Origin of the sequence: Pseudomonas syringae pv. tagetis (assembly GCF_022557255.1) — a bacterium.
Lineage (GTDB): Bacteria > Pseudomonadota > Gammaproteobacteria > Pseudomonadales > Pseudomonadaceae > Aquipseudomonas > Aquipseudomonas caricapapayae.
This window is the reverse complement of the sequence record NZ_CP092923.1, coordinates 2,066,313-2,087,343: the sequence shown is the minus strand read 5'-3', so window position 1 is coordinate 2,087,343 and position 21,031 is coordinate 2,066,313. Positions and strand designations below refer to the sequence as shown.

The following is a 21,031-nucleotide window of genomic DNA, read 5'->3' as shown; positions in this document are numbered from 1 at the left end:
TTACAACTGCCCCAGCACAGGCGTATTGACGCTGACATCGGCGTTCTGACCGCGATGACGCAGCAGATGATCCAGCAACACGATGGCCATCATCGCCTCGGCAATCGGTGTGGCACGGATGCCGACACACGGGTCGTGCCGCCCTTTGGTGATGACGTCGGCCGCGTTGCCATCGGTGTCTATCGAGCGCCCCGGTGTGGTGATGCTGGACGTAGGCTTGAGTGCCAGGTGCGCAATGATCGGCTGGCCAGAGGAAATACCGCCGAGAATACCGCCCGCCTGATTGGACAGGAAACCCTGCGGCGTCATCTCGTCGCGATGCTCGGTGCCACGTTGCACAACGCAATCGAAACCGGCACCGATCTCCACGCCCTTGACCGCATTGATGCTCATCAACGCATGGGCCAGTTCGGCATCCAGACGATCGAAGATCGGTTCGCCAAGGCCAGGCATCACGCCTTCTGCAACCACCGTGATTTTCGCACCGACCGAGTCCTGATCACGACGTAGCTGGTCCATGTAGGCTTCCAGCTCCGGCACCTTGTCAGGGTCGGGGCAGAAAAACGCGTTGTCTTCGACGCATTCCCAGGTCTTGAACGGGATCTGGATCGGGCCAAGCTGGCTCATGTAACCCCGAATGACGATGCCCTGGGTTGCCAGATATTTCTTGGCAATAGCCCCCGCCGCCACCCGCATGGCGGTTTCCCTTGCCGAACTGCGGCCGCCGCCCCGGTAGTCGCGGATACCGTATTTGTGGTGGTAGGTGTAATCGGCGTGAGCCGGGCGGAACAGGTCCTTGATGGCCGAGTAGTCTTTGGATTTCTGGTCGGTGTTGCGAATCAGCAAACCAATGGAGGCACCGGTCGTTCGGCCCTCGAACACGCCCGAGAGGATCTCGACCTCATCGGCCTCCTGACGCTGGGTGGTGTGACGGCTGGTGCCCGGTTTGCGCCGGTCCAGATCACGCTGCAGGTCTTGCAGGTCCAGCTCCAGCCCAGGCGGGCAGCCGTCGACGATAGCGACCAGCGCCGGGCCGTGGCTTTCGCCGGCGGTGGTGACAGTGAACAGCTTGCCGAAAGTGTTGCCGGACATGCGGGCGCTCCGAAAAATCAGCCAAAAAACCAGATCGTTAAACCAAGCGCGCCAGTATACGCAGGCTGGCGGTTCAGTTCATCCTCGAACCTTCTGCCGTGGCGTGCGTCCAAGCGAGACTCCCCCCCATGATGGCCTTGCGATGTTATCCGGTAATTCCCTGTCTCGAGTTCCAAAAGCGTTGCGTCTGCTGGCCCTGCCGATGACCCTGATCCTGAGCCTCATGGCTGGAATAGCCAGTGCAGCAACGCCCAGTGCGGTGCAGCGGCAGATAACGGTGGACACCGAAAACGGCAAGCTGTATGGCACCCTGCTCATGCCCCGGTCGGACAAACCGGTTCCGGTGGTGCTGATCATTGCCGGCTCCGGCCCCACAGACCGCGACGGCAATAACCCCGAGGGCGGACGCAACGACAGCATGAAGCGCCTGGCGGTCATTCTGGCCAGCAACAACATTGCCAGCGTGCGTTACGACAAACGGGGCGTCGCGGCCAGCAAGGCGGTCACCCCGGATGAGCGCAACCTCAGCGTCGAGCGTTACGTTGCCGATGTCGGGCTCTGGGCCAGGGCGCTCAAAGCCAATCCGCGTCTGGGCCAGTTGATCTTGCTGGGCCACAGCGAGGGCGCACTGGTGGCAACGCTGGCAGCTGAGAAGGTGGGTGCAGCGGCGCTGATTTCCGTGGCAGGCACCGGGCGACCTGTGGATCAGGTGCTGCGCGAGCAGTTTCAGGAACGCTTGCCACCAGACCTGCTGCAACGCAGCAATCAGTTGCTGGACGAACTCAAGGCTGGCAAAACCGATGACAACGTGCCCGCCGAACTGGAAGTGGTATTCCGCCCCAGCGTTCAGCCTTATCTGATCTCGCTGTTCCGTCAGGACCCGGCTGCAGCGTTCGGTGCATTGCACATTCCGGCGCTGATCGTTCAGGGCCGCAATGACATTCAGGTGGGCGTAGGCGACGCCCTGCTGCTGCAAAAAGCCAGGCCGGATGCCGAATTGGCCCTGATCGACGGAATGAACCATGTGCTGCGCATCGTCCCGGATGATCTGCAGCAGCAGTTGCTGTCCTACCGTAATCCGACTCAGCCGCTGGCCAGTGAAGTCACCAGGCGGATCCTGAGCTTTATCAAAGCCCTGCCCCACCAGGAAAAAAAGATCTGACGCCCGTTAGTCGCATGCCCTTCAGTCCTGGCGGATCTGGCCGATAGCGGATTGCTGGCCTTTTGTTCCGTGACCCGTGTGCCGGGGCAAGGCCCAGGAAAGGACACCATTATGACTGACGCGAATACCATGACTGAAACCACCGCAGCACCCGCAAGCACAGAAGCCGAGGTGCCGGCACCGCCACAGCCGTGGGAAGACGTTCTGCCCGAAAACTTTCAGATGTTGCGTCTGTCGCCACTGCCTACAGACCGTGCGACAGGTGGCCGCCCCTTGCGTTTTGTGCAGTTCGGCCGCGCCGAACGGCATAGCAAGGAATTGAGTCTGCTACGCATCAATGTTCAGTTGCCGGGCCAGCGGGTTCGCAAGGAACAGAACAATCTGGATGTCTGGGCCGACCACGAGAAACGCACGGTGCGTTTTGGTCCCGAGTCAGGCCTGCAGATCGAGCCGTGGAACCGTGGCATCGGTCGCTTCATGATTGCCCATGCGGTGCATTGGGCACAGAAAAGATGGTCGTCCTACAAGATTGAAGGTGTGGCCCTGGCGAGCAAGGACGGCCTGAACGAGGACACACGTCTGCGACGCGACCACTTCCTGCGCACCCTGGGCTTTGAGGTGGCTTACGCCGATGCCCAGCACATGAAAGGCACCATCAAGGACGTCCATGTCGGCAATCTGCACAGCACCTGGAACAATGACAAGGTGCAGATCATCGAGATTCTCGAAGCCTCGCAAATGCTCGAGAAGGCTGAAAAGAACCTGATCGAGCAGGAAGTGATCATTCGCCAGCATGAAGACCGGGTCGGCAAGTACAAGCGCGAAGACGCCGGTCTGCGCTTCACGATCGCCTGCCTGGTGACCTTCGCAGTCTTTCAGGCGGGCCTGTTGATCTGGATCGCGACCCATCGCTGATAAAAAGGGGCTCGTTTCAGCCCCGTCGACTTCAAATCCGCGACTGGAACAGTGCCTGGTGACTGCGGCACTGTTCTGCGGTCAGCATGAACACACCGTGACCACCCCGCCGGAAGTCCAGCCAGGCGAAATCGACTTCCGGGTATAGCGCCTGCACATGCACCTGACTGTTGCCTACTTCGACGATCAACAGCCCCTTGTCGGTCAGATGATCGGCGGCCTGAGCGAGCATGCGGCGCACCAGGTTCAGACCGTCGCTGCCACAGGCCAGCGCCAGCTCCGGCTCGTGCTGATACTCATCGGGCATGTCGGCAAAATCTTCGGCATCCACGTAAGGCGGGTTGGACACAATCAGGTCGAAGCGCTGGCCCGGCAAACCGTCGAAACCATCGCCCTGAACGGTGTAGACGCGATCCTCCATGCCATGACGCTCGATGTTCTGGTTGGCGACTTCCAGCGCATCGTAAGACAGGTCGGCCAGCGCCACTTCGGCTTCCGGAAACTCATCGGCACAGGCGATACCGATACACCCGGAACCCGTGCAAAGGTCCAGAATGCGCGCTGGCTCGCTCGCAAGCCAGGGCGCGAAACGCTCTTCAATCAGTTCGGCGATAGGCGAGCGCGGGATCAGTACCCGATCATCGACAATGAACGACATCCCGCAAAACCAGGCTTCGCCCAGCAGGTAAGGCGTCGGCACGCGGTCATCGATGCGGCGTTTGATCAGGCGTTGCAGTTCGGATATCTCGTCGACTTCCAGACGGCAATCCAGATAGCTGTCGGCGATTTCCCAAGGCAGGTGCAGTGCGCCCAGCACCAGTTGCCGCGCCTCATCCCAGGCATTGTCAGTGCCATGACCGAAAAATACGTCTTCCTCGTGAAAGCGGCTGACGGCCCACCGAATATGGTCGCGCACGGTACGCAAACGGGAAGTGATCATGGAAAAACTCCTTGGAAAGACGACGAGCTGCTGTGAGACGACTCACGGTGGAAAGTCCGGTTCCGGACAACGTACATTCTTCGTCCCCGGCAGGCGTGGAAGTTTCCATGATTAGTGTACTGTCATCAAGGCAAACCGCCAGCCACCTGCCCGCCCAACTGCCCTGCAGGCCATAAAAACCGTGGCCTGCGATGGTTACCATTCCCAGAACGCCTCAGCCAGAGGACAATGTCGCAAAAGCCCCACACCAAGGAGCCCGTGAATGTCCGATTTAAAGACCATGTTCCAACTCAGCGGCCGGGTGCATGCGCCCGCCAATCTGAGCAATGCGACGCTGATCATCATCGACGCCCAGAAAGAATACCTCAGCGGCCCGCTGGCGCTGACCGGCGTCGACGAGGCTCTGGCCAATATCTGCCAATTGGTCGATAAGGCACGCGCAGTCAAATGCCCGATCGTTCACATTCGCCATCTGGGCACCGTGGGCGGCCTGTTCGATCCACAGGGCGACCGTGGTCAACTGGTGCCCGAACTGGTGCCGCAAGGTGACGAACATCTGGTCGAAAAACGCCTGCCCAATGCCTTCAACGGCACCGGCCTGCACGAGCTCCTGCAAAAACTGGGTCATCTGGACCTGATCGTCTGCGGCTTCATGAGCCACTCGAGTATCAGCACCACGGTTCGCGCCACCAAGGACTATGGTTATCGCTGCACACTTGTCGACGATGCCTGCGCAACCCGTGACCTCCCTGGCCCGCACGGCGTGGTCAGCGCACAGGTCGTGCACCGAACCGAAATGGCAATCATGGCCGACAACTTCGCCACACTGGCACTGACCAAAGACCTTATCTGATCCCTGCCGGCCCCAGGCTCTGGACGAGAAATCGGCGAGAAGGTCAGGCAGGGCAAAAACAGGCGAGGAACGGCCGGGGTCGCGTTCGGCTTTACGAGTTTTACATGAGCATTCTGATCGGACTCGCGCTCGAGCCTGTTTTTAACGCAGCGTCATCAAGCGCAGCCACTTTAAGTACAGAGCCCAGGGGTTGTGTGAGCATACTCAGATAACCGCCCATCCCTTGCCGGCCTGGATCACCCCGGAGGCGGGAACAACCCCTTCTGATCCTGGTCAGAGCGCCGATACTCCATTGAGCCGATACCTGTTTGAGGAAAAGGCATGAAAACGTCAGATGGTTTCGATGCACGTCGCCTGCGCCCCAAGGGTCAGGGCAACTGGGGCAAGCGCATCGGCACGCTGATCGCGCTGCTTTTGCTAGCGTCGGGCGTGTTGATGACAGTAGCGGGTGTATCCAGCCTGACCGTTCATCCGCAGATGCTCGGGGAATTGAACGCCAGCCCGGGAGGTGCCGCCTTTGTCGCTGTCGGCGGGTTGCTGGTGCTGTATCTGGGCACCTGGCTCTGGCGTCGCTGCCGCCGCCAGCGCAGTGCCAGTGGCCTGAGCATCTCCGCGCACCTGATGAAAAAACACAACTGACCGTCTCGCTTGAGCGGTTAGAATAGCCCCCTTCGCGGAGGCCTCATGCAAGACGACGATTTTTCCCTGTTCAGAAGCGAGACGCGTGGCGTAAAGCCGCTCAAGCATGAACACGCCGATGTCGGCAAACCCAGAACCGATCGAAAAATGCTGGCCCGCCTGCGCCAGTCGGCCACTGTGCGTACCGATTCAGTCACCGTCGACGGTTTGTCGGATCAATTCGTCATCGACGTCGGTCCTGAAGATGTCCTGAGCTGGTCGCGCGACGGCGTGCAGGAAGGTCAGATGCGCAAGCTGAAACTCGGGCAGATCAGCTTCGAGGGCAGCCTGGACCTGCATGGCATGAGCGTGGAGGTGGCGCGCGAGACGCTGTGGGAGTTTCTGGCTGAAGCGACCCGTCTGGAAATACGTTGCGTACGTGTCACCCACGGCAAGGCGGTACGCCTGGATGGCAAACGTCCGATGATCAAGAGCCACGTCAACACCTGGCTTCGTCAGCATTCGCATGTACTGGGCTTTTGTTCATGCCTGGCCAAACATGGCGGCGCGGGTGCGGTTTACGTGATACTCAGACGCACGATGATGGAAGGACGCGACGAGTAGAACTCGCCGCGCCTGCACGTGACTCAGCGACCCGGGCCAGGACCACCCGGACCAGGGCCACCGCCTTCATGGTGCCCGCCGCCACCGCCGCCATGCCCACCCGGTCCCGGCCAGAACGGCCAGCATCCGGAAACGGACGACAGAACGATCGCGAACAACGCTATTTTTGCTACTCGACTCAACATCGGGCTTTACTCTCTCGACAGGCAATGAATGGATGACCTGCACACTCAGACAGCGCTGTCCGAAGGAAGTGGGTAGCGATCTGGTCGCCTGCGTGTAAGCGATACGATACAAAGCGCCAGCCGCACTGTTGATTTGCAGCGCTGCCGTGCACCCGTACTCTTGCGTAAGTTACTATGTGCGCATCCGCGAAGGGCCTGCCCTCGCACCCATCGAAACCCACACGGAAACACACTCCTGTGACACTGGAACAGAATTACACCGCCATACTCGGGCAACTGGGCGAGGACGTCTCGCGTGAAGGCCTGCTGGACACCCCCAAGCGTGCCGCCAAGGCCATGCAGTATCTGTGTCGCGGTTACGCGCAAACCCTGGAAGAAGTGACCAATGGCGCGCTGTTCAGCTCCGATGCGAGCGAAATGGTGATGGTCAAGGACATCGAACTTTATTCGCTGTGCGAACACCATCTGCTGCCGTTCATTGGCAAGGCACATGTAGCCTACATTCCAAAGGGCAAGGTACTTGGCCTGTCAAAGGTGGCACGGATCGTCGATATGTACGCCCGTCGCCTGCAGATCCAGGAAAACCTCAGCCGTCAGATCGCCGAAGCCATCCAGCAGGTTACCGGTGCGCTGGGCGTTGCAGTGGTTATCGAGGCCAAGCACATGTGCATGATGATGCGCGGCGTCGAGAAGCAGAACTCGGCGATGATCACCTCGGTGATGCTCGGCGAATTCCGTGAAAACGCCGCTACCCGTAGTGAGTTTCTCAGCCTGATCAAGTGACCGGTCGAGCCTGGGTTCACTTGCCTTCGAGCACGCTGAACGTCCGGCTGATCTGCGCCACTGCCCGCAAGAGGTATGACCGTGTTCATGAAAGCGTTAAGAACAGGCCTTGGCCAACTCGTCATCGGTATCGACTTCCTGACCCGACCAGGCAGGAAAAAACGTGATCCGCAGGCCCAGGCGGCTGTAGCCGAGGCGGCTCAAAACCTGACGCTGTATCAGTTCCACGCCTGCCCTTTCTGCGTAAAGACCCGTCGCACCCTGCGCCGTCTCAACGTTCCTGTCGCCCTGCGCGATGCGAAGAACAATGAACTTGATCGCCAGACCCTGCTCAACGAGGGCGGTAAAATCAAGGTGCCCTGCCTGCGGATCGAAGAAGGCGACAAGACGGTCTGGATGTACGAATCCAAGGTGATCATCGACTACCTGAACCAGCGGTTCGGGGCGATCTGAGCTCGACCTGCCCGACGTATCTCAACGCGGGCAACCGTCCTCGCGACAGGCGACATAGGCTTGCAGCTGCTTTAGCCGCACGCGAGTCTGGTCAGCCAGGCACTGCGACTGCAGCAACGGCCAGATGGAGCCTGAATCCTCGGGCTTGCCTGCCTGATACAGACAATCGGCATCACGCAAGGCTATCCACTTCAGTTGTGCATCCTTGAATGCCTGCTTTTTGGCAGGTGTCTTCAGCCATGCCATCTGAGCGTTGTACTGCTTGTTGAGATCGGCATCGAGCGCTGCCAGCTCATTGGCAGCGCACTCATTCATGCTTGCCTGATTGGCGTCGCAATCCTTCGCCTGGGCCGAGCAGCCGATACCCAGAGCAATGAAAGCGGCCAGCAAAACTATTGAAACGCGCATAGATGTCCTTTTTTGATCAACGGATACATCAATCCAGCATACCGACGTAACCTGGCTGTGCCTTGACGCGATCCAGCCAGCGCCGAATCCCGGTATAGGGTGCCAGATCGAAACCACCCTGATGAGCGACATGGGTGTAGGCATACAAGGCAATATCGGCGATGGAGAAATTGTCACCGACCAGAAACGGTGTGCGATCCAGTTGCTGTTCCATCACCGCCAGCGCGCGATAGCCGGACTTCTGCATGGCGCGATACTCGGCCATACGCTCGGCGGGCAAGCCCAGATAAAACTGGATGAAACGAGCGACTGCGACAGAAGGCTCATGGCTGTACTGCTCAAAGAACTGCCACTGCAGCACCTGAGTACGCAGCCGTGGTTCGACCGGCAGATACGAAGAGCCGTCGGCAAGGAAATTGAGAATAGCATTGGACTCCCACAGGCAGGTGCCGTCTTCCAGCTCCAGCACCGGGATCTTGCCGTTGGGATTCTTTTCCAGAAAAGCCGGGGTCTGGGTTTCGCCGTTGAGAATATCGACCGGCACCCACTCGTACTCACTGCCCAGCAGATTGAGCATCAGCTTGACCTTGTAGCAATTGCCCGAGTTGTAATCGCCATAAACCTTGTACATCGCCCTGCTCCCTTGATGTGTCTGCGTTGCCGGATCGAGTCAGGCGGCTTTTAGATTTTGTGCTGCCCGAACCACGGAAGCCAGTCGTTTTATGCCCTCATCCAAACGCGCCGGGTCGATATGACTGAAATTAAGGCGCAGATGTCCATGATTGGCGTCCGGATCAGCAAAAAAGGGTTCGCCCGGCATGAACGCCACGTCCTGCGCAAGCGCGGCATCCAGCAAGGTCCGGGTGTCCAGCGGCTGTTTCAGGGTCAGCCAGAAGAACAGCCCGCCTTGCGGACAGTTCCACTCGGCCAGATCCGAAAAATGCGTCTGCAACGTGCGTTCAAATGCATCCCGGCGACCGCGATAAAACTCGCACAGCGTCACCAGATGCTCACGATAGTGCTCAGTGCCAATCCACTGCAAGGCCTGCCACTGGCCAAGGCGGTTGGTATGCAGGTCGGCTGACTGTTTCAGCCGCAGCAAATGTGGAAACAGATCGGGACTGGCGATCAGATAACCCACGCGCAGGCCGGGTAACAGCGTTTTGGAGACCGTACCGGTGTAGATCCAGCTGGCTGTCTTCAAGCGGCTGACAATCGGCTGCGCACTGCCGCCGTCAAAGCTCAACTCACGATACGGCTCATCCTCGATCAGGGTGACGCCGAACTCGTCGAGCAAGGCCGCAACAGCCTCGCGACTGGCCTGGCTGTAGCGCACTGCGGAGGGGTTCTGGAACGTCGGGATCAAGTAGGCGAACGCTGGCGTGTACTGTTCAAGACGCTGCCGCATGGCCAGCAGGTCTGGACCTTCAGCCTGCAACGGCACCGTGATGCAGTCGGCGCCAAACAACTGAAATATCTGCAGCGCCGCCAGATAAGTGGGCGCTTCAAGCAGAATTTCGGTGCCTTTGTCGATGTACAGCTTGGCCGCCAGGTCCAGCGTTTGCTGGGAGCCACTGACCACCATCACCTGACTGGCATTACAGGCAATACCCATAGCGCGGGCATCGGCAGCCAGTGCTTCACGCAGTTCGGGCTCGCCCTCGCTCATGCCGTACTGGCCCAGGGCAACAGGCATGTCCGCCCACTCGACCTTGGGCAGCATCGACTCGGCAGGCAGACCACCAGCGAACGACATCACTTCCGGGCGTTGAGCGGCGGCGAGGATCTCGCGAATCAGAGAACTTTTCAGACGGCAAACGCGTTCGGAGAAAGCCATGACAGTTACCTGTAGCCGGGGCAATTGAAAATAAGTCAAACTGGTTGACTCAAATTACGACGATCAACCCGGACACGTCAACATGCTTGACCTTAAAAAACCTGCCAATCAACAAATGGCCATGGAAGCCTTCTTCTTCGGCTATCAGGCATTCACTGCCAAGGCAGATGAAATGCTCGACAGACGTGGCTTCAGCCGCGTGCATCAGCGCATCGTTTTTTTCATCGCTCGCTATCCCGGCCTGAGCGTCAAGGAGCTGCTCACCGTTCTGGGCGTGAGCAAGCAGGCGCTTAACGCCCCGCTTCGCCAACTGATCGCCATGGACCTGGTCCACAGCACAGCCCCTGAGACCGACAAGCGCAAACGGCTGCTGGGGCTCACCGAAGAAGGCACCCGTTTCGAGCAGGCGTTGCGGCGCGAACAGGTCAAGCTGTTGCAGCGCGTGTTCGCCGAAGCGGGTCAGGAAGCGGTGGACGGCTGGATGACGGTCAATCTGGCACTGGGGCAGACACTGCAATCCGGGGCCTGCCCCACCGGACCTGACGCCGAGTAAATGTCACTGTTGCAACTGTGCCGCCATTTACTCGCATCGCTGTATCGCAAGGCCGAGCGGCCATACGTTTAGGCTTGGCGGCCTTTGCTACCTGCCCGCTTCAAGGAACGCCCTGCATGAACCAGCCCCTCAAGGCGTCATTGCGCCCGCTGACAGACTCATCGCCGTCCTCGGTGGTTGCCGGCTTCATTGCCATGATGACGGGTTGCACCAGTTCACTGGTGCTGATGTTTCAAGCCGCACAGGCGGCCGGCCTGAGCAGCGTGCAGATTTCGTCCTGGCTGTGGGCTTTATTCATGGGCATGGCGGTGTGCAGCATCGGCCTCTCGCTGCGCTATCGCATGCCGATTACCGTGGCATGGTCGACACCCGGCGCGGCGCTGTTGATCACAAGCCTGGGTGGCGTGGCATACCCACAGGCAATTGGCGCATTCGTGACCAGCGCGCTGCTGGTCATCCTTTGCGGTGTGACCGGCAGTTTCGAGCGCATCGTGCGGCGCTTGCCAGCCTCGCTGGCTGCTGCCTTGCTGGCCGGAATCCTGTTCAGGATAGGCAGTGAAATCTTCATCGCCGCCCAACACCGCACCAGCCTGGTCCTGAGCATGTTTTTCACGTACCTGGTGGTCAAGCGTCTTTCTCCACGCTACTCGGTTCTGCTGGCACTGCTGGCAGGCGTCGGAGTATCCGGTGTGCTGGGCCTGCTGCACATTGGCGATCTGGCACTGGAAGTGGCCATGCCGGTGTGGACTACCCCCGAGTTTTCATGGGCAGCAACGGTCAGCATCGGCATTCCGCTGTTCGTGGTGGCCATGACCTCGCAGAACATGCCCGGTGTGGCGGTATTGCGCGCCGACGGTTACTACCCGCCTGCCTCACCGCTGATATCGGTGACAGGTTTTGCCTCTTTGCTGACCGCGCCGTTCGGATGCCACGGGATCAACCTCGCGGCCATCAGCGCCGCAATCTGCACCAGCCCTCATGCACACGAAGACAAATCCAGACGCTACACAGCGGCGATCTGGTGCGGAGTCTTCTACGCCATCGCAGGGGTCTTCGGCGCCACACTGGCAGGCCTGTTCAGTGCATTCCCCAAGGAGCTGATGATTTCGATTGCTGCACTGGCACTGCTTGGCTCGATTACCAATGGCCTGACCGTAGCCATGGCCGAGCCCCGCGAGCGCGAACCGGCACTGATCACCTTTATGGTGACGGCCTCGGGACTGACACTGTTCTCCATCGGCTCGGCATTCTGGGGCATTGTCGCGGGGTTGCTGACCTTGCTGATCCTGAATGCACGCAAGGCCGAATGAAGCAGCCTCAGGCAAACGGCAATAGAGCGATCAACTGCGGGCAGCCGCCGATACCAACAAGGTTCCGGCGTCTGCGTCGAGTATTGCCTGCGTTCCCAAAGGCACAGCCTGATTGAACTCCCCATGCCCAACCGGCAAGCCGCCGAGCACCGGAATGCCCAGACTGCCCAGCCGCTCCAGCAACACATCGGCCGGGCTGATGGTGCCGCCGGTGTTCGCGGCAGGGGTAAACTCGCCGATCGCAATACCTGCCAGATTCGCGAGGATGCCGCAGTTGCCCAGGTGGGTCAGCATGCGATCGACCCGATAGGCCGGTTCGTTGACCTCTTCGATGAGCAAAATCGCACCGGCCATGTCGGGCATGAACGGCGTGCCCACCGAGGTGTCGAGGATGCACAGGTTGCCGCCAAGCAGCAGCCCCTGAGCGCTGCCACCGGTTCTGACCCTGGCTGTCGGCGAGCCAGCATCGGCCTTGAGCAGCACCGGCTCTGTACTCATCAGCACATGGCGCAGGCCGCTGACGAACAGACCGCCACGTTCCAGCTGCGAAGCGACCGGCCCGTGAACAGTGGCCAGGCGCGCATGGTTCCACAACGCCCCGTGCAACGCGGTGATGTCGGAAAATCCGCTGACCAGTCTGGGATCGCGACGCACGGCATCCATGTCCACCTGCTGGACGATTCGCTGCACTCCATAGCCGCCACGGGTGCAGATAACCGCGCGAATCTCCGGATCGGCCAGCGCTGCGTTGAGGTCGGCGAGCCGTTCCTCGTCGGTCCCCGAATAGAACGAGTATTTGCCCAGTGCATGCGGGTAGACACGCGGGCGCAGGCCCCATCCCTTCAATACCGCAACCGCAGCGTCGATCTTGCCGGCGTCTACCGGCCCCGCAGGCGATACCAGGGCCACGGCGTCGCCAGCGCGCAGGACCTGAGGATGAAGCGTGGGTACAGAGATGGCAGGCATTACGGTCATCCAAGCGTTATCGAACGACGAATCTAGAACACCACCGCACGTGACTCAAGCCATATCGGCATCCACCTTTTTCGCAGGAAGATCAATCTGAACGCCAAAGCCGCAGCGGACTCCTATCAATCATATGGATCAAACGGCATTCGCTTGATGATCGCTTCTTGCCTGAGTATCGTTGTGAGCGTTTGATTCCACCCTTGAACCATTTTTGGAGACCCTGCCATGACTGATCTATCCAATCGCCAATTTCTGCTCGCCAAGCGTCCTTCGGGCGATGTGCGCCGCGATGACTTTACCTATCAGCAAGCCCCGGTCCCTTCTCTTGCAGACGGCCAGATTCTGGTCAGGAACAAATACCTGTCACTGGACCCGGCAATGCGCGGCTGGATGAACGAGGGAAAATCCTATATTCCGGCCGTAAAGCTGGGCGAAGCAATGCGCGCACTGGGCGTGGGCGAAGTGCTTGAATCGAAAAACCCGAAATTCAAGGTGGGTGATCATGTACAGGGCGCCGTCGGTGTGCAGGACTATTTTGCCGGCGAGCCGAAAGGCTTCTACAAGGTCGATACCAGCCTGGCGCCGCTGCCGCTTTATCTGTCGGCACTGGGCATGACCGGTATGACTGCCTACCTGGCGCTGCTGGATGTGGGTCAGCCCAAAAGCGGCGACACTGTAGTGATTTCCGGCGCTGCGGGCGCAGTCGGCAGCGTGGCCGGACAGATTGCCAAGCTCAAGGGTTGCCGGGTCGTCGGCATTGCAGGGGGCAAGGAAAAATGCCGCCTGTTGACCGAGGAACTGGGCTTCGACGCAGCCATTGACTATAAATCCGAAGACGTCATGGAGGGTTTGAAGCGTCATTGCCCGGACGGGGTAAATGTCTATTTCGACAATGTCGGCGGCGACATTCTGGACGCGGCGCTCAGCCAGCTGGCGGTTGGCGCACGCGTGGTGATCTGCGGTGCCATCAGTCAATACAACAGCACCACGGCGATCAAAGGCCCGGCCAACTACATGTCATTGCTGGTCAACCGCGCGCGCATGGAAGGCTTTATCGTACTGGACCACCCCGAGCGCTTTGCAGAAGCCGGTCAGGTGATGGCAGGCTGGATCAAGGAAGGCAAGCTCAAGAGCAAGGAGCATATCGTCGACGGCCTCGAGACTTTCCCGGAGACCTTCCAGATGCTGTTCAGCGGTGAAAATCAGGGCAAGCTGATATTGAAAGTGGAATAAACCGGCAAGGCAGACACCTCACGCTCCGGCGTAAAGGTGCCTGACGTGACGCGCGGCGTTCATCCGGTCAGGCCAGCTCGGCAACCACCGCCGCCAGGGCCTTCGCCGGATCAGCTGCCTGGCTGATCGGGCGGCCGATGACAAGGTAATCGGAACCCGCATCCAGCGCCTGGCGCGGGGTCAGAATGCGGCGCTGGTCGTCTTGCGCGCTACCTGCCGGACGAATGCCGGGCGTTACCAGCTGCAACGATGGATGAGCAGACTTGAGCGCCCGGGCTTCAAGCGCCGAGCAGACCAGGCCGTCCATCCCGGCCTTCTCGGCCAACGCTGCGAGGCGCAGCACCTGTACCTGCGGATCGATGTCCAGGCCGATCCCGGCAAGGTCTTCACGCTCCATGCTGGTCAGAACGGTCACGCCAATCAGCAATGGCTGGGGACCGGTGCGTTGCTCCAGCACTTCCCGACACGCCGCCATCATGCGCAGTCCGCCTGAACAATGCACATTGACCATCCACACCCCCATCTCGGCAGCGGCCTTGACCGCCATCGCTGTGGTGTTGGGGATGTCGTGGAATTTGAGATCCAGAAATACCTCGAAGCCCTTGTTGCGCAAGGTCTCGACAATGTCGGCCGCGCAGCTGGTGAACAGCTCCTTGCCGACCTTGACCCTGCACAAATCGGGATCGAGCTGATCAGCCAGCCGCAAGGCGGCTTCTCGGGTCGGGAAATCCAGGGCGACAATGACAGGAGTCTGGCAGGCGGACATGAGCGTGGTCTCAGGTAAGTCGAAATCGGCGCGCATTGTAGCCGAACCGGCGAGTCGACGGGACCCGTAGATCGGCATTTGGCAGAAGACCGTCTTCAATCGTCCTGATTCGCTGCCCCCCTGACGATCACCGCCGCGCCATTGCGCACCAAACCTGCACAACACTGTAAATCCTCGCGTGTCAGCATTCTGTAAACGACCCGTTTTGAAGCAACACGACAGTGATCCGTGCACTGGCACGGCCTCTGCAACAGGATGTTTCAACGATTATCGAATCTCAGGGAGATGACCATGAGCACGCAACTCAAGCCGACGCTGGGCACCATTCATTTATGGGGGATCGCTGTCGGGCTGGTGATTTCCGGCGAATACTTCGGCTGGAGCTACGGCTGGGGCGTAGCCGGTACATTGGGCTTTTTGGTAACAGCCCTGATGGTTGCAACCATGTACACCTGCTTCATCTTCAGCTTTACCGAACTCACTACAGCCATCCCGCATGCGGGTGGCCCGTTTGCCTACAGCCGTCGCGCGTTTGGCGAAAAAGGCGGACTGATCGCCGGCATGGCCACCCTGATCGAGTTTGTTTTCGCACCGCCGGCGATTGCCATGGCCATCGGTGCGTATCTCAACGTGCAATACCCGGGTCTGGACCCCAGACACGCAGCAGTCGGTGCCTACATCGTATTCATGGCACTCAACATCGTAGGCGTGAAGCTCGCGGCAACCTTCGAGCTGGTCGTCTGCATTCTGGCCGTCGCAGAGCTGCTGGTATTCATGGGTGTGGTTGCACCGGCATTCAGCTTCAGCAACTTCGCCCTCAACGGTTGGGCCGGCTCCCAGACATTCGGACCGCAAGCCATTGCCGGCATGTTTGCCGCCATCCCCTTCGCGATCTGGTTTTTCCTGGCCATCGAAGGCGCTGCAATGGCCGCCGAAGAAGCCAAGGACCCCAAGCGCACCATTCCGAAGGCCTACATCAGCGGTATTCTGACCCTGGTATTTCTGGCGATCGGCGTCATGTTGTTTGCCGGTGGCGTGGGTGATTGGCGCACCCTGGCCAACATCAACGACCCGCTGCCACAGGCCATGAAAGCCGTGGTCGGTAACAGCTCCGGCTGGCTGCACATGCTGGTATGGATTGGCCTGTTCGGCCTGGTTGCCAGTTTTCACGGCATCATCATGGGTTACTCGCGGCAGTTCTTCGCCCTGGCCCGTGCCGGTTACCTGCCTGCCTCACTGGCCAGACTGTCACGCTTTCAGACACCACACCGGGCAATCATCGCCGGCGGCCTGATCGGCATCGCCGCCATCTACAGCGACGGCCTGATCAATCTGAGCGGCATGACACTCACCGCAGCCATGATCACCATGGCTGTATTCGGTGCCATCGTCATGTACATCATGAGCATGCTCAGCCTGTTCAAGCTGCGCAAGACCGAACCGCTACTGGAGCGCAGCTTCCGTGCGCCAGGCTACCCGGTGGTGCCTGGTATCGCGCTCGCTCTGGCGGTCGTATGCCTGGTGGCAATGGCCTGGTTCAACATGCTGATCGGTCTGATCTTCCTGGGGCTGATGGCGATCGGCTTCATCTACTTCAGCCTGACCGCCAAATCGCGTGCAGACGCGCCATCCGATGCGATGCTCACCGGGCAATAAGTTTCGGGGTTGCGTGCAAACGCTTTTGCACGCAACCCGTTCAAGGCGCATACACTTGAACCATTGATCAGCCTCGCTGCTCAAACCGGTATCACAACAAGGAGAGCGCTATGCCCTGGTATGCCTGGTTAATTCTGCTCGTAGCCATCGGTTCGATCGTCGGCGGTCTTATGATGCTGCGCGATACGGCCAAGAAACTGCCCCTCACCGAAGAACAGCTCAAGCGCGTCCATGAGCGCAATGCAGAAATGGACGCCAAGGAAGCCAAGGACCGTTGAGCCCTTGCAGGTGGCAGGCTGAAAACCTGCCCCTGCCTAGTGACCGGACTGTGCGGTGCTGACCGGAAGCACCTTGATGTGGAGCGGCTGAAAAATCTTCGCCAGTTCCCCGTCGGCTCGCAAGGTTTCCAACAGCTGTTTGAAGTGCGGTACATCAATATTGCCGTTCGGGCGCAACAAGGCGTATTGACGATAAATCTGATCAACACGCTCGGAAACCATCAACTGCGCCGCTTCATCTTTGTTATGCGCCATGAAATCAATCAGGTAGGAACGGGTCACAGGCGCAATATCCGCTCGACCACGCACGACCATTAACAGGTTACTGTCGTGTGAGTACGTAGACGTAATCGTGAAGTGCTCGCTCAGGTACTTCTGATCGGTATTGAAGTTGGCAAATCCATAATGGTAGCCGCTGAACAATGCCAGACGTTTGTCAGACAGCGTATCGAAGTAATCCTGCCCACGGCCTTCGACTCGTCGCGCGACATAGACCTCGGCATCTTCAAGCCCCATATCCACGGTCTCGTGCGGAATATCCCTCCAGCCCCAGTCAGGGTTCTCGAAGATCGCCACGTCGAAACGCCCTTCAGTGAAGTCACGAAAACGCCGGGGCACCGAGGTGGGGATCATCACGAACTCGTAATCGTCCTGCTCGGCATTCAGGGCATCGATCAGTCTGGGCAAAAGACCGGCGTCCTCGCCTTTTTCGGGGCGCACCATATACGGAGGGAAATGGACCGCTGCCACGCGCACCACCTGCGCGGCAAATACTTGCGGCGTTGCCATGAACGGAACAAAGAGCAAGGCACCCGTTACGACCGTACGCGCGACGCCGTCGATTAACACTGCAAGTCTTTTCATAAAACACGACATCAATCAAAGCCCTCCACGCTATGCGGTTTCCTTGATTTAAACAACTGTCAAATCAACGGCGTCAGCGTTGCTCACTGTGACGGTGGTCGTGTGCATCGCCACGATAAACGTGCGTGAGGCACCAATGCGATTAACGGCGGTCACTGTAAAGGTCGTCATAAAAACGGTGATGCCCACTCGGCACATGGCGGGGGCGCAACAGGTTAATCTGACTACGCTGAAGCCGTTGATTATCGTAAGGGAGCGTGATGATGCCGCATTGGCTGGTGATTGATCTTGAGGCTACCACCGAAGAAGGTGGCTGGCCGGTCGCAGAAATGGAAGTCATCGAGATAGGCGCGACGCTGGTCAATCAGGACGGACGCGAGCTTGACCATTTCGAGCGCTTCGTACGTCCGGCACGCAGGCCGTTACTAACACATTTTTGCCGCGAGCTGACCCATATCAACCAAAGCAATATCGATAGCGCTGCGCCGCTTACTACTGTGTGGCCTCAGTTCGAGCGCTGGCTGAGCCATCACCGGGCGCGCATCGTGGGATGGGCGAGCTGGGGGGATTATGATCGCCAGCAATTGCTGGAGGAATGGCACCATCACCACCTCGACAGTGCGCTGTCGAGCATGCCGCACGTGAATCTCAAACAGCGGTTCGCCCAGGCTCGACAGTTACAAAAGCCGATGGGGCTGAACAGCGCGTTGCAACTGGCGGGCATGCAGTTTACCGGGCAGCAGCATCGGGCATTGGTCGATGCGCGTAATACCGCCCGGCTGTTGCCGTTGATATTGCCTAATTGAAGACGCCTGCACAGTCTCGTGTGTTCAGTATCAACGTGCATGGAGCGTGACGGGTTTTACCATGTTGGGCATACTGGCGGGCCATTTCCAGCCCTTTCAAAAGGAATCGCCCATGTTCAAGGTCAACGAGTACTTCGACGGCACCGTCAAATCCATCGCCTTCAGCCAGGCCGACGGTCAGGCAACCATCGGTGTCATGGCAGCGGGCGAATATGAGTTCGGTACTTCGCAACGGGAAATCATGCATGTGATCTCCGGCGAGTTGAACGTGAAACTTCCGGACAGCACCGACTGGGAGACTTTTTCCACCGGCAGTCAGTTCAATGTACCGGCCAACAGCAAGTTCCAGCTCAAGGTCAGCGTCGATACCGCTTACCTGTGCGAGTACCGCTGAGACTGACGAAGTGGGAGGCTCCGACCTCCCACATTGCCCATACCCTCCCTGCCCCGACGTCTTCCTATTCAACGCCAGTATTGAACTGCAATGCCGCCAGACGAGCGTAGAGCGGATTGCTGGCGATCAACTGCTGATGGGTACCGACCGCCACAAGCCGACCTTGATCCATCACTGCAATCCGGTCGGCATTCTGCACCGTGGCCAGCCGGTGCGCGATGACCAGTGTAGTACGGCCCAGCATCAGGCTGGGCAGGGCCTGCTGAATCAGGTGCTCGCTTTGTGCATCCAGCGCACTGGTGGCCTCGTCCAGTAACAGGATCGGCGCATCGACCAGTAACGCGCGAGCGATCGCCAGACGCTGCCGCTGTCCGCCCGAAAGACCCAACCCGCCCTCGCCCAGATGCGTTCGGTAACCGTCGGCCATTTCAAGAATGAACTCATGCGCATGGGCAATACGCGCTGCCGCCTGGACCTGTTCAAGACTGGCAGTGGCATTGCCGTAACGAATATTGTCTTCGACGCTGCCAAAAAATAACGCGGGCGTTTGCGATACCAGCGCAAAGCACCGGCGCAGATCATGAGGATCAAGCTGTGCGGCCGGTATGCCCTCAATCAGAATGCGCCCTTGACCGGGATCGTAAAAACGCAGCAAAAGGTCGAAAATCGTCGACTTGCCCGCACCGGAAGGCCCGACCAGCGCCAGGGTTTCGCCAGGCTCGACGGTCAGGGTCAGGTTATCGACTGCATTGCGCTGGGAACGCGACGGGTAGGCAAACGTGACACTTTCCAGCACCAGACGCCCGCTGATGCGCTGTGGCAGGCTCTGCAGGTCTGCAGCCGGCGCCTTGATCTCGCTACGCGCCTGAAGCAGCTCGCCGATCCGTTCGGCTGCCCCGGCGGCGCGCTGCAGATCGCCAATGACCTCGCTCAACGTACCAAACGCCATGCCGACCATCAGCGCATAAAATACAAACGCTGCCAGCTCACCGCTGGAAATACGCCCATTGATCACGTCCATGCCGCCCACCCACAGCATTACAGCCACCGCACCCAACACCAGAACGATCACCAGCGTGATCAGCCAGGAGCGCTGCAGGATCCGTTTGCGGGCGGTATCGAACGCCTGTTCCACCGTGCGCGAAAAGCGCTGTTTGTCCTGTTGCTGATGGTTATAGGCCTGCACCGTCTTGATCTGCCCCAACGCCTCGGCCACGTAACTGCCCACGTTGGCGACCCGATCCTGACTCTCGCGAGACAGGTTCCGCACCCGCCGCCCGAACATGAGAATCGGCGCGATGATCAGCGGCAATGCCACCACCACAATACTGGTGAGCTTGGGGTTGGTGATGAACAACAGCACAATGCCACCGATGACCATCAGTACATTGCGCAGGAACATCGACAACGACGAGCCAATCACCGACTGCAACAGCGTGGTGTCGGCGGTCAGTCGAGACTGGATTTCCGAACTGCGATTGTTTTCATAAAAGCCCGGATGCAGCTCTATCAGGTGATCGAAGACTTTCTTGCGCAGGTCGGCGACCACACGCTCGCCGATCCATGACACCAGATAGAAACGGGCGAACGTTCCGATAGCCAGGCCGAGTGTCAAAAGCATGAAGAATCCGATCGATCGTTCCAGCAGCTGCGGTGAGCGGGTCATGAAACCCTGATCGACCATCAGCTTGATCCCCTGGCCGATCGACAAGGTGATGCCCGCCGTGACGACCAGTGCCAACAATGCCCCAAACGCTTGCCAGCGATACGGTGCAATGAAACTCGCAGCCAGGCGGAGCGCCTGGCGGTGACGTCGGGTAATCCGTGAAATCATCAAAAATGAACCTGCCTGTCTGCACAATCTGTCTGAGTTGCGAAGCCTGCACCTGCAATGCATGGCGCGTTGTGCAGCATTTCGAGTGAACTTGCCCCCGGTTTCAGAAGTCATGTTATGACTGCTTTACAGAGGCGGCTATAAGACATCGATCTAAGCGCCTGCTGGCAGAATCGCATCATTTCTGTTGCACTGGAAACGCGTTTGAGCGGCTGACAGAACCTGTCACGGACCGGCCATCAAGCGCGGTTAATTTAACGCCGTTACCTGATGAAAGGAGAAACACCATGAGCCTGCAAGAGCGCAGCAACGAAGTTCAAGTCGTTCGAGCCACGCCCAATCTGCCGGTTGGCGGTGCAATTCTCGACCAGCACGGGCAAGAAGTCCTGATCACTGAAGAAATGGTTCAGGCTGCCTGCCAGGAATGCGACAAGAACTGGGTAACCCCGGAAAAATAAAACCGAGCATTACCGAATGTGTTTTGAAACCCGACCCTGG

The 21,031-nt window shown here is 59.1% G+C and carries 24 protein-coding genes; 15 read left to right on the top strand and 9 right to left on the bottom strand.

Annotation, left to right across the window (positions count from 1 at the left end):
- Complete coding sequence (gene aroC / locus MME58_RS09450) at positions 1-1,092, bottom strand: chorismate synthase (protein ID WP_055006213.1); 1,092 nt, start codon at positions 1,090-1,092, stop codon at positions 1-3.
- Between the two features lie 142 nt (positions 1,093-1,234).
- On the opposite strand from aroC, the gene MME58_RS09445 reads away from it, so the two are divergent.
- The gene (locus MME58_RS09445) at positions 1,235-2,254 is read left to right on the top strand and encodes an alpha/beta hydrolase (RefSeq protein ID WP_055006214.1); all 1,020 of its coding nucleotides are present in this window, start codon (positions 1,235-1,237) and stop codon (positions 2,252-2,254) included.
- 111 nt (positions 2,255-2,365) lie between these two features.
- Positions 2,366-3,169 (top strand): hypothetical protein, encoded by an 804-nt coding sequence (locus MME58_RS09440; RefSeq protein WP_082427482.1) that lies wholly within the window; start codon positions 2,366-2,368, stop codon positions 3,167-3,169.
- Between the two features lie 31 nt (positions 3,170-3,200).
- Here MME58_RS09440 and prmB read toward each other — a convergent pair whose 3' ends face one another.
- Positions 3,201-4,109 (bottom strand): 50S ribosomal protein L3 N(5)-glutamine methyltransferase, encoded by a 909-nt coding sequence (prmB, locus tag MME58_RS09435; RefSeq protein WP_055006215.1) that lies wholly within the window; start codon positions 4,107-4,109, stop codon positions 3,201-3,203.
- A 262-nt stretch (positions 4,110-4,371) separates the two neighbouring features.
- Here prmB and MME58_RS09430 point away from each other — a divergent pair, with 262 nt between their 5' ends.
- The 5 genes from MME58_RS09430 (at position 4,372) to MME58_RS09410 (ending at position 7,625) form a co-directional block, all read left to right on the top strand.
- Positions 4,372-4,962 (top strand): cysteine hydrolase family protein, encoded by a 591-nt coding sequence (locus MME58_RS09430; RefSeq protein WP_055006216.1) that lies wholly within the window; start codon positions 4,372-4,374, stop codon positions 4,960-4,962.
- A gap of 321 nt (positions 4,963-5,283) precedes the next feature.
- Positions 5,284-5,601, top strand: coding sequence for a hypothetical protein (locus MME58_RS09425; RefSeq protein ID WP_054987721.1), 318 nt, complete (start codon positions 5,284-5,286; stop codon positions 5,599-5,601).
- Between the two features lie 45 nt (positions 5,602-5,646).
- On the top strand, positions 5,647-6,204 hold the full coding sequence (locus tag MME58_RS09420; RefSeq protein ID WP_054987720.1) for a Smr/MutS family protein: 558 nt from the start codon (positions 5,647-5,649) through the stop codon (positions 6,202-6,204).
- A 422-nt stretch (positions 6,205-6,626) separates the two neighbouring features.
- Positions 6,627-7,172, top strand: a complete 546-nt coding sequence (folE, locus tag MME58_RS09415) for a GTP cyclohydrolase I FolE (RefSeq protein WP_054080221.1) — start codon at positions 6,627-6,629, stop codon at positions 7,170-7,172.
- A gap of 75 nt (positions 7,173-7,247) precedes the next feature.
- The gene (locus tag MME58_RS09410) at positions 7,248-7,625 is read left to right on the top strand and encodes a glutathione S-transferase N-terminal domain-containing protein (protein ID WP_082427483.1); all 378 of its coding nucleotides are present in this window, start codon (positions 7,248-7,250) and stop codon (positions 7,623-7,625) included.
- Between the two features lie 21 nt (positions 7,626-7,646).
- On the opposite strand, the gene MME58_RS09405 is transcribed toward MME58_RS09410, so the two are convergent.
- From MME58_RS09405 to MME58_RS09395, 3 genes are read right to left on the bottom strand one after another with little or no spacing between them, the layout of a single operon-like run.
- Positions 7,647-8,033: a lysozyme inhibitor LprI family protein gene (locus MME58_RS09405; protein WP_055006217.1), complete on the bottom strand. Its 387-nt coding sequence runs from the start codon at positions 8,031-8,033 to the stop codon at positions 7,647-7,649.
- 28 nt (positions 8,034-8,061) lie between these two features.
- Positions 8,062-8,664 carry a glutathione S-transferase family protein gene (locus MME58_RS09400; RefSeq protein WP_055006218.1) on the bottom strand — a complete coding sequence of 201 codons (603 nt, stop codon included), beginning with the start codon at positions 8,662-8,664 and terminating at the stop codon, positions 8,062-8,064.
- Between the two features lie 39 nt (positions 8,665-8,703).
- On the bottom strand, positions 8,704-9,870 hold the full coding sequence (locus MME58_RS09395; protein ID WP_055006219.1) for an aminotransferase-like domain-containing protein: 1,167 nt from the start codon (positions 9,868-9,870) through the stop codon (positions 8,704-8,706).
- Positions 9,871-9,952: 82 nt separating this feature from the next.
- Between MME58_RS09395 and MME58_RS09390 the strand changes: the two genes are divergently transcribed.
- Complete coding sequence (locus MME58_RS09390; protein WP_054987716.1) at positions 9,953-10,423, top strand: MarR family transcriptional regulator; 471 nt, start codon at positions 9,953-9,955, stop codon at positions 10,421-10,423.
- Between the two features lie 116 nt (positions 10,424-10,539).
- Positions 10,540-11,733 (top strand): benzoate/H(+) symporter BenE family transporter, encoded by a 1,194-nt coding sequence (locus tag MME58_RS09385; RefSeq protein ID WP_055006220.1) that lies wholly within the window; start codon positions 10,540-10,542, stop codon positions 11,731-11,733.
- Positions 11,734-11,763: 30 nt separating this feature from the next.
- Here the strand turns inward: MME58_RS09385 and MME58_RS09380 are convergent, their stop codons facing one another.
- Entirely contained in the window at positions 11,764-12,699 is a 936-nt protein-coding gene (locus MME58_RS09380) for a S66 peptidase family protein (protein WP_082427485.1), read from the bottom strand.
- A 228-nt stretch (positions 12,700-12,927) separates the two neighbouring features.
- Here MME58_RS09380 and MME58_RS09375 point away from each other — a divergent pair, with 228 nt between their 5' ends.
- Positions 12,928-13,935 carry an NADP-dependent oxidoreductase gene (locus tag MME58_RS09375; RefSeq protein WP_055006221.1) on the top strand — a complete coding sequence of 336 codons (1,008 nt, stop codon included), beginning with the start codon at positions 12,928-12,930 and terminating at the stop codon, positions 13,933-13,935.
- A gap of 67 nt (positions 13,936-14,002) precedes the next feature.
- Here the strand turns inward: MME58_RS09375 and pyrF are convergent, their stop codons facing one another.
- Positions 14,003-14,701: an orotidine-5'-phosphate decarboxylase gene (gene pyrF / locus MME58_RS09370; protein ID WP_054987752.1), complete on the bottom strand. Its 699-nt coding sequence runs from the start codon at positions 14,699-14,701 to the stop codon at positions 14,003-14,005.
- 291 nt (positions 14,702-14,992) lie between these two features.
- On the opposite strand from pyrF, the gene eat reads away from it, so the two are divergent.
- Both eat and MME58_RS09360 read left to right on the top strand, forming a co-directional pair.
- Positions 14,993-16,357: an ethanolamine permease gene (eat, locus tag MME58_RS09365; RefSeq protein WP_054987751.1), complete on the top strand. Its 1,365-nt coding sequence runs from the start codon at positions 14,993-14,995 to the stop codon at positions 16,355-16,357.
- 110 nt (positions 16,358-16,467) lie between these two features.
- The gene (locus tag MME58_RS09360; RefSeq protein WP_002552826.1) at positions 16,468-16,635 is read left to right on the top strand and encodes a DUF2897 family protein; all 168 of its coding nucleotides are present in this window, start codon (positions 16,468-16,470) and stop codon (positions 16,633-16,635) included.
- Positions 16,636-16,671: 36 nt separating this feature from the next.
- Here the strand turns inward: MME58_RS09360 and MME58_RS09355 are convergent, their stop codons facing one another.
- Positions 16,672-17,511: a substrate-binding periplasmic protein gene (locus MME58_RS09355; protein ID WP_055006222.1), complete on the bottom strand. Its 840-nt coding sequence runs from the start codon at positions 17,509-17,511 to the stop codon at positions 16,672-16,674.
- 251 nt (positions 17,512-17,762) lie between these two features.
- Here MME58_RS09355 and MME58_RS09350 point away from each other — a divergent pair, with 251 nt between their 5' ends.
- Complete coding sequence (locus MME58_RS09350; protein ID WP_055006224.1) at positions 17,763-18,305, top strand: 3'-5' exonuclease; 543 nt, start codon at positions 17,763-17,765, stop codon at positions 18,303-18,305.
- Positions 18,306-18,417: 112 nt separating this feature from the next.
- Complete coding sequence (gene ppnP / locus MME58_RS09345) at positions 18,418-18,699, top strand: pyrimidine/purine nucleoside phosphorylase (RefSeq protein ID WP_054987750.1); 282 nt, start codon at positions 18,418-18,420, stop codon at positions 18,697-18,699.
- A 64-nt stretch (positions 18,700-18,763) separates the two neighbouring features.
- Here ppnP and MME58_RS09340 read toward each other — a convergent pair whose 3' ends face one another.
- A complete protein-coding gene (locus MME58_RS09340) occupies positions 18,764-20,533 on the bottom strand; it encodes an ABC transporter transmembrane domain-containing protein (RefSeq protein WP_055006225.1) in 1,770 nt (589 codons plus the stop codon).
- A gap of 287 nt (positions 20,534-20,820) precedes the next feature.
- Here MME58_RS09340 and MME58_RS09335 point away from each other — a divergent pair, with 287 nt between their 5' ends.
- Positions 20,821-20,991: a PA1571 family protein gene (locus tag MME58_RS09335; RefSeq protein WP_003378668.1), complete on the top strand. Its 171-nt coding sequence runs from the start codon at positions 20,821-20,823 to the stop codon at positions 20,989-20,991.
- The last annotated feature ends 40 nt before the right edge of the window (positions 20,992-21,031 follow it).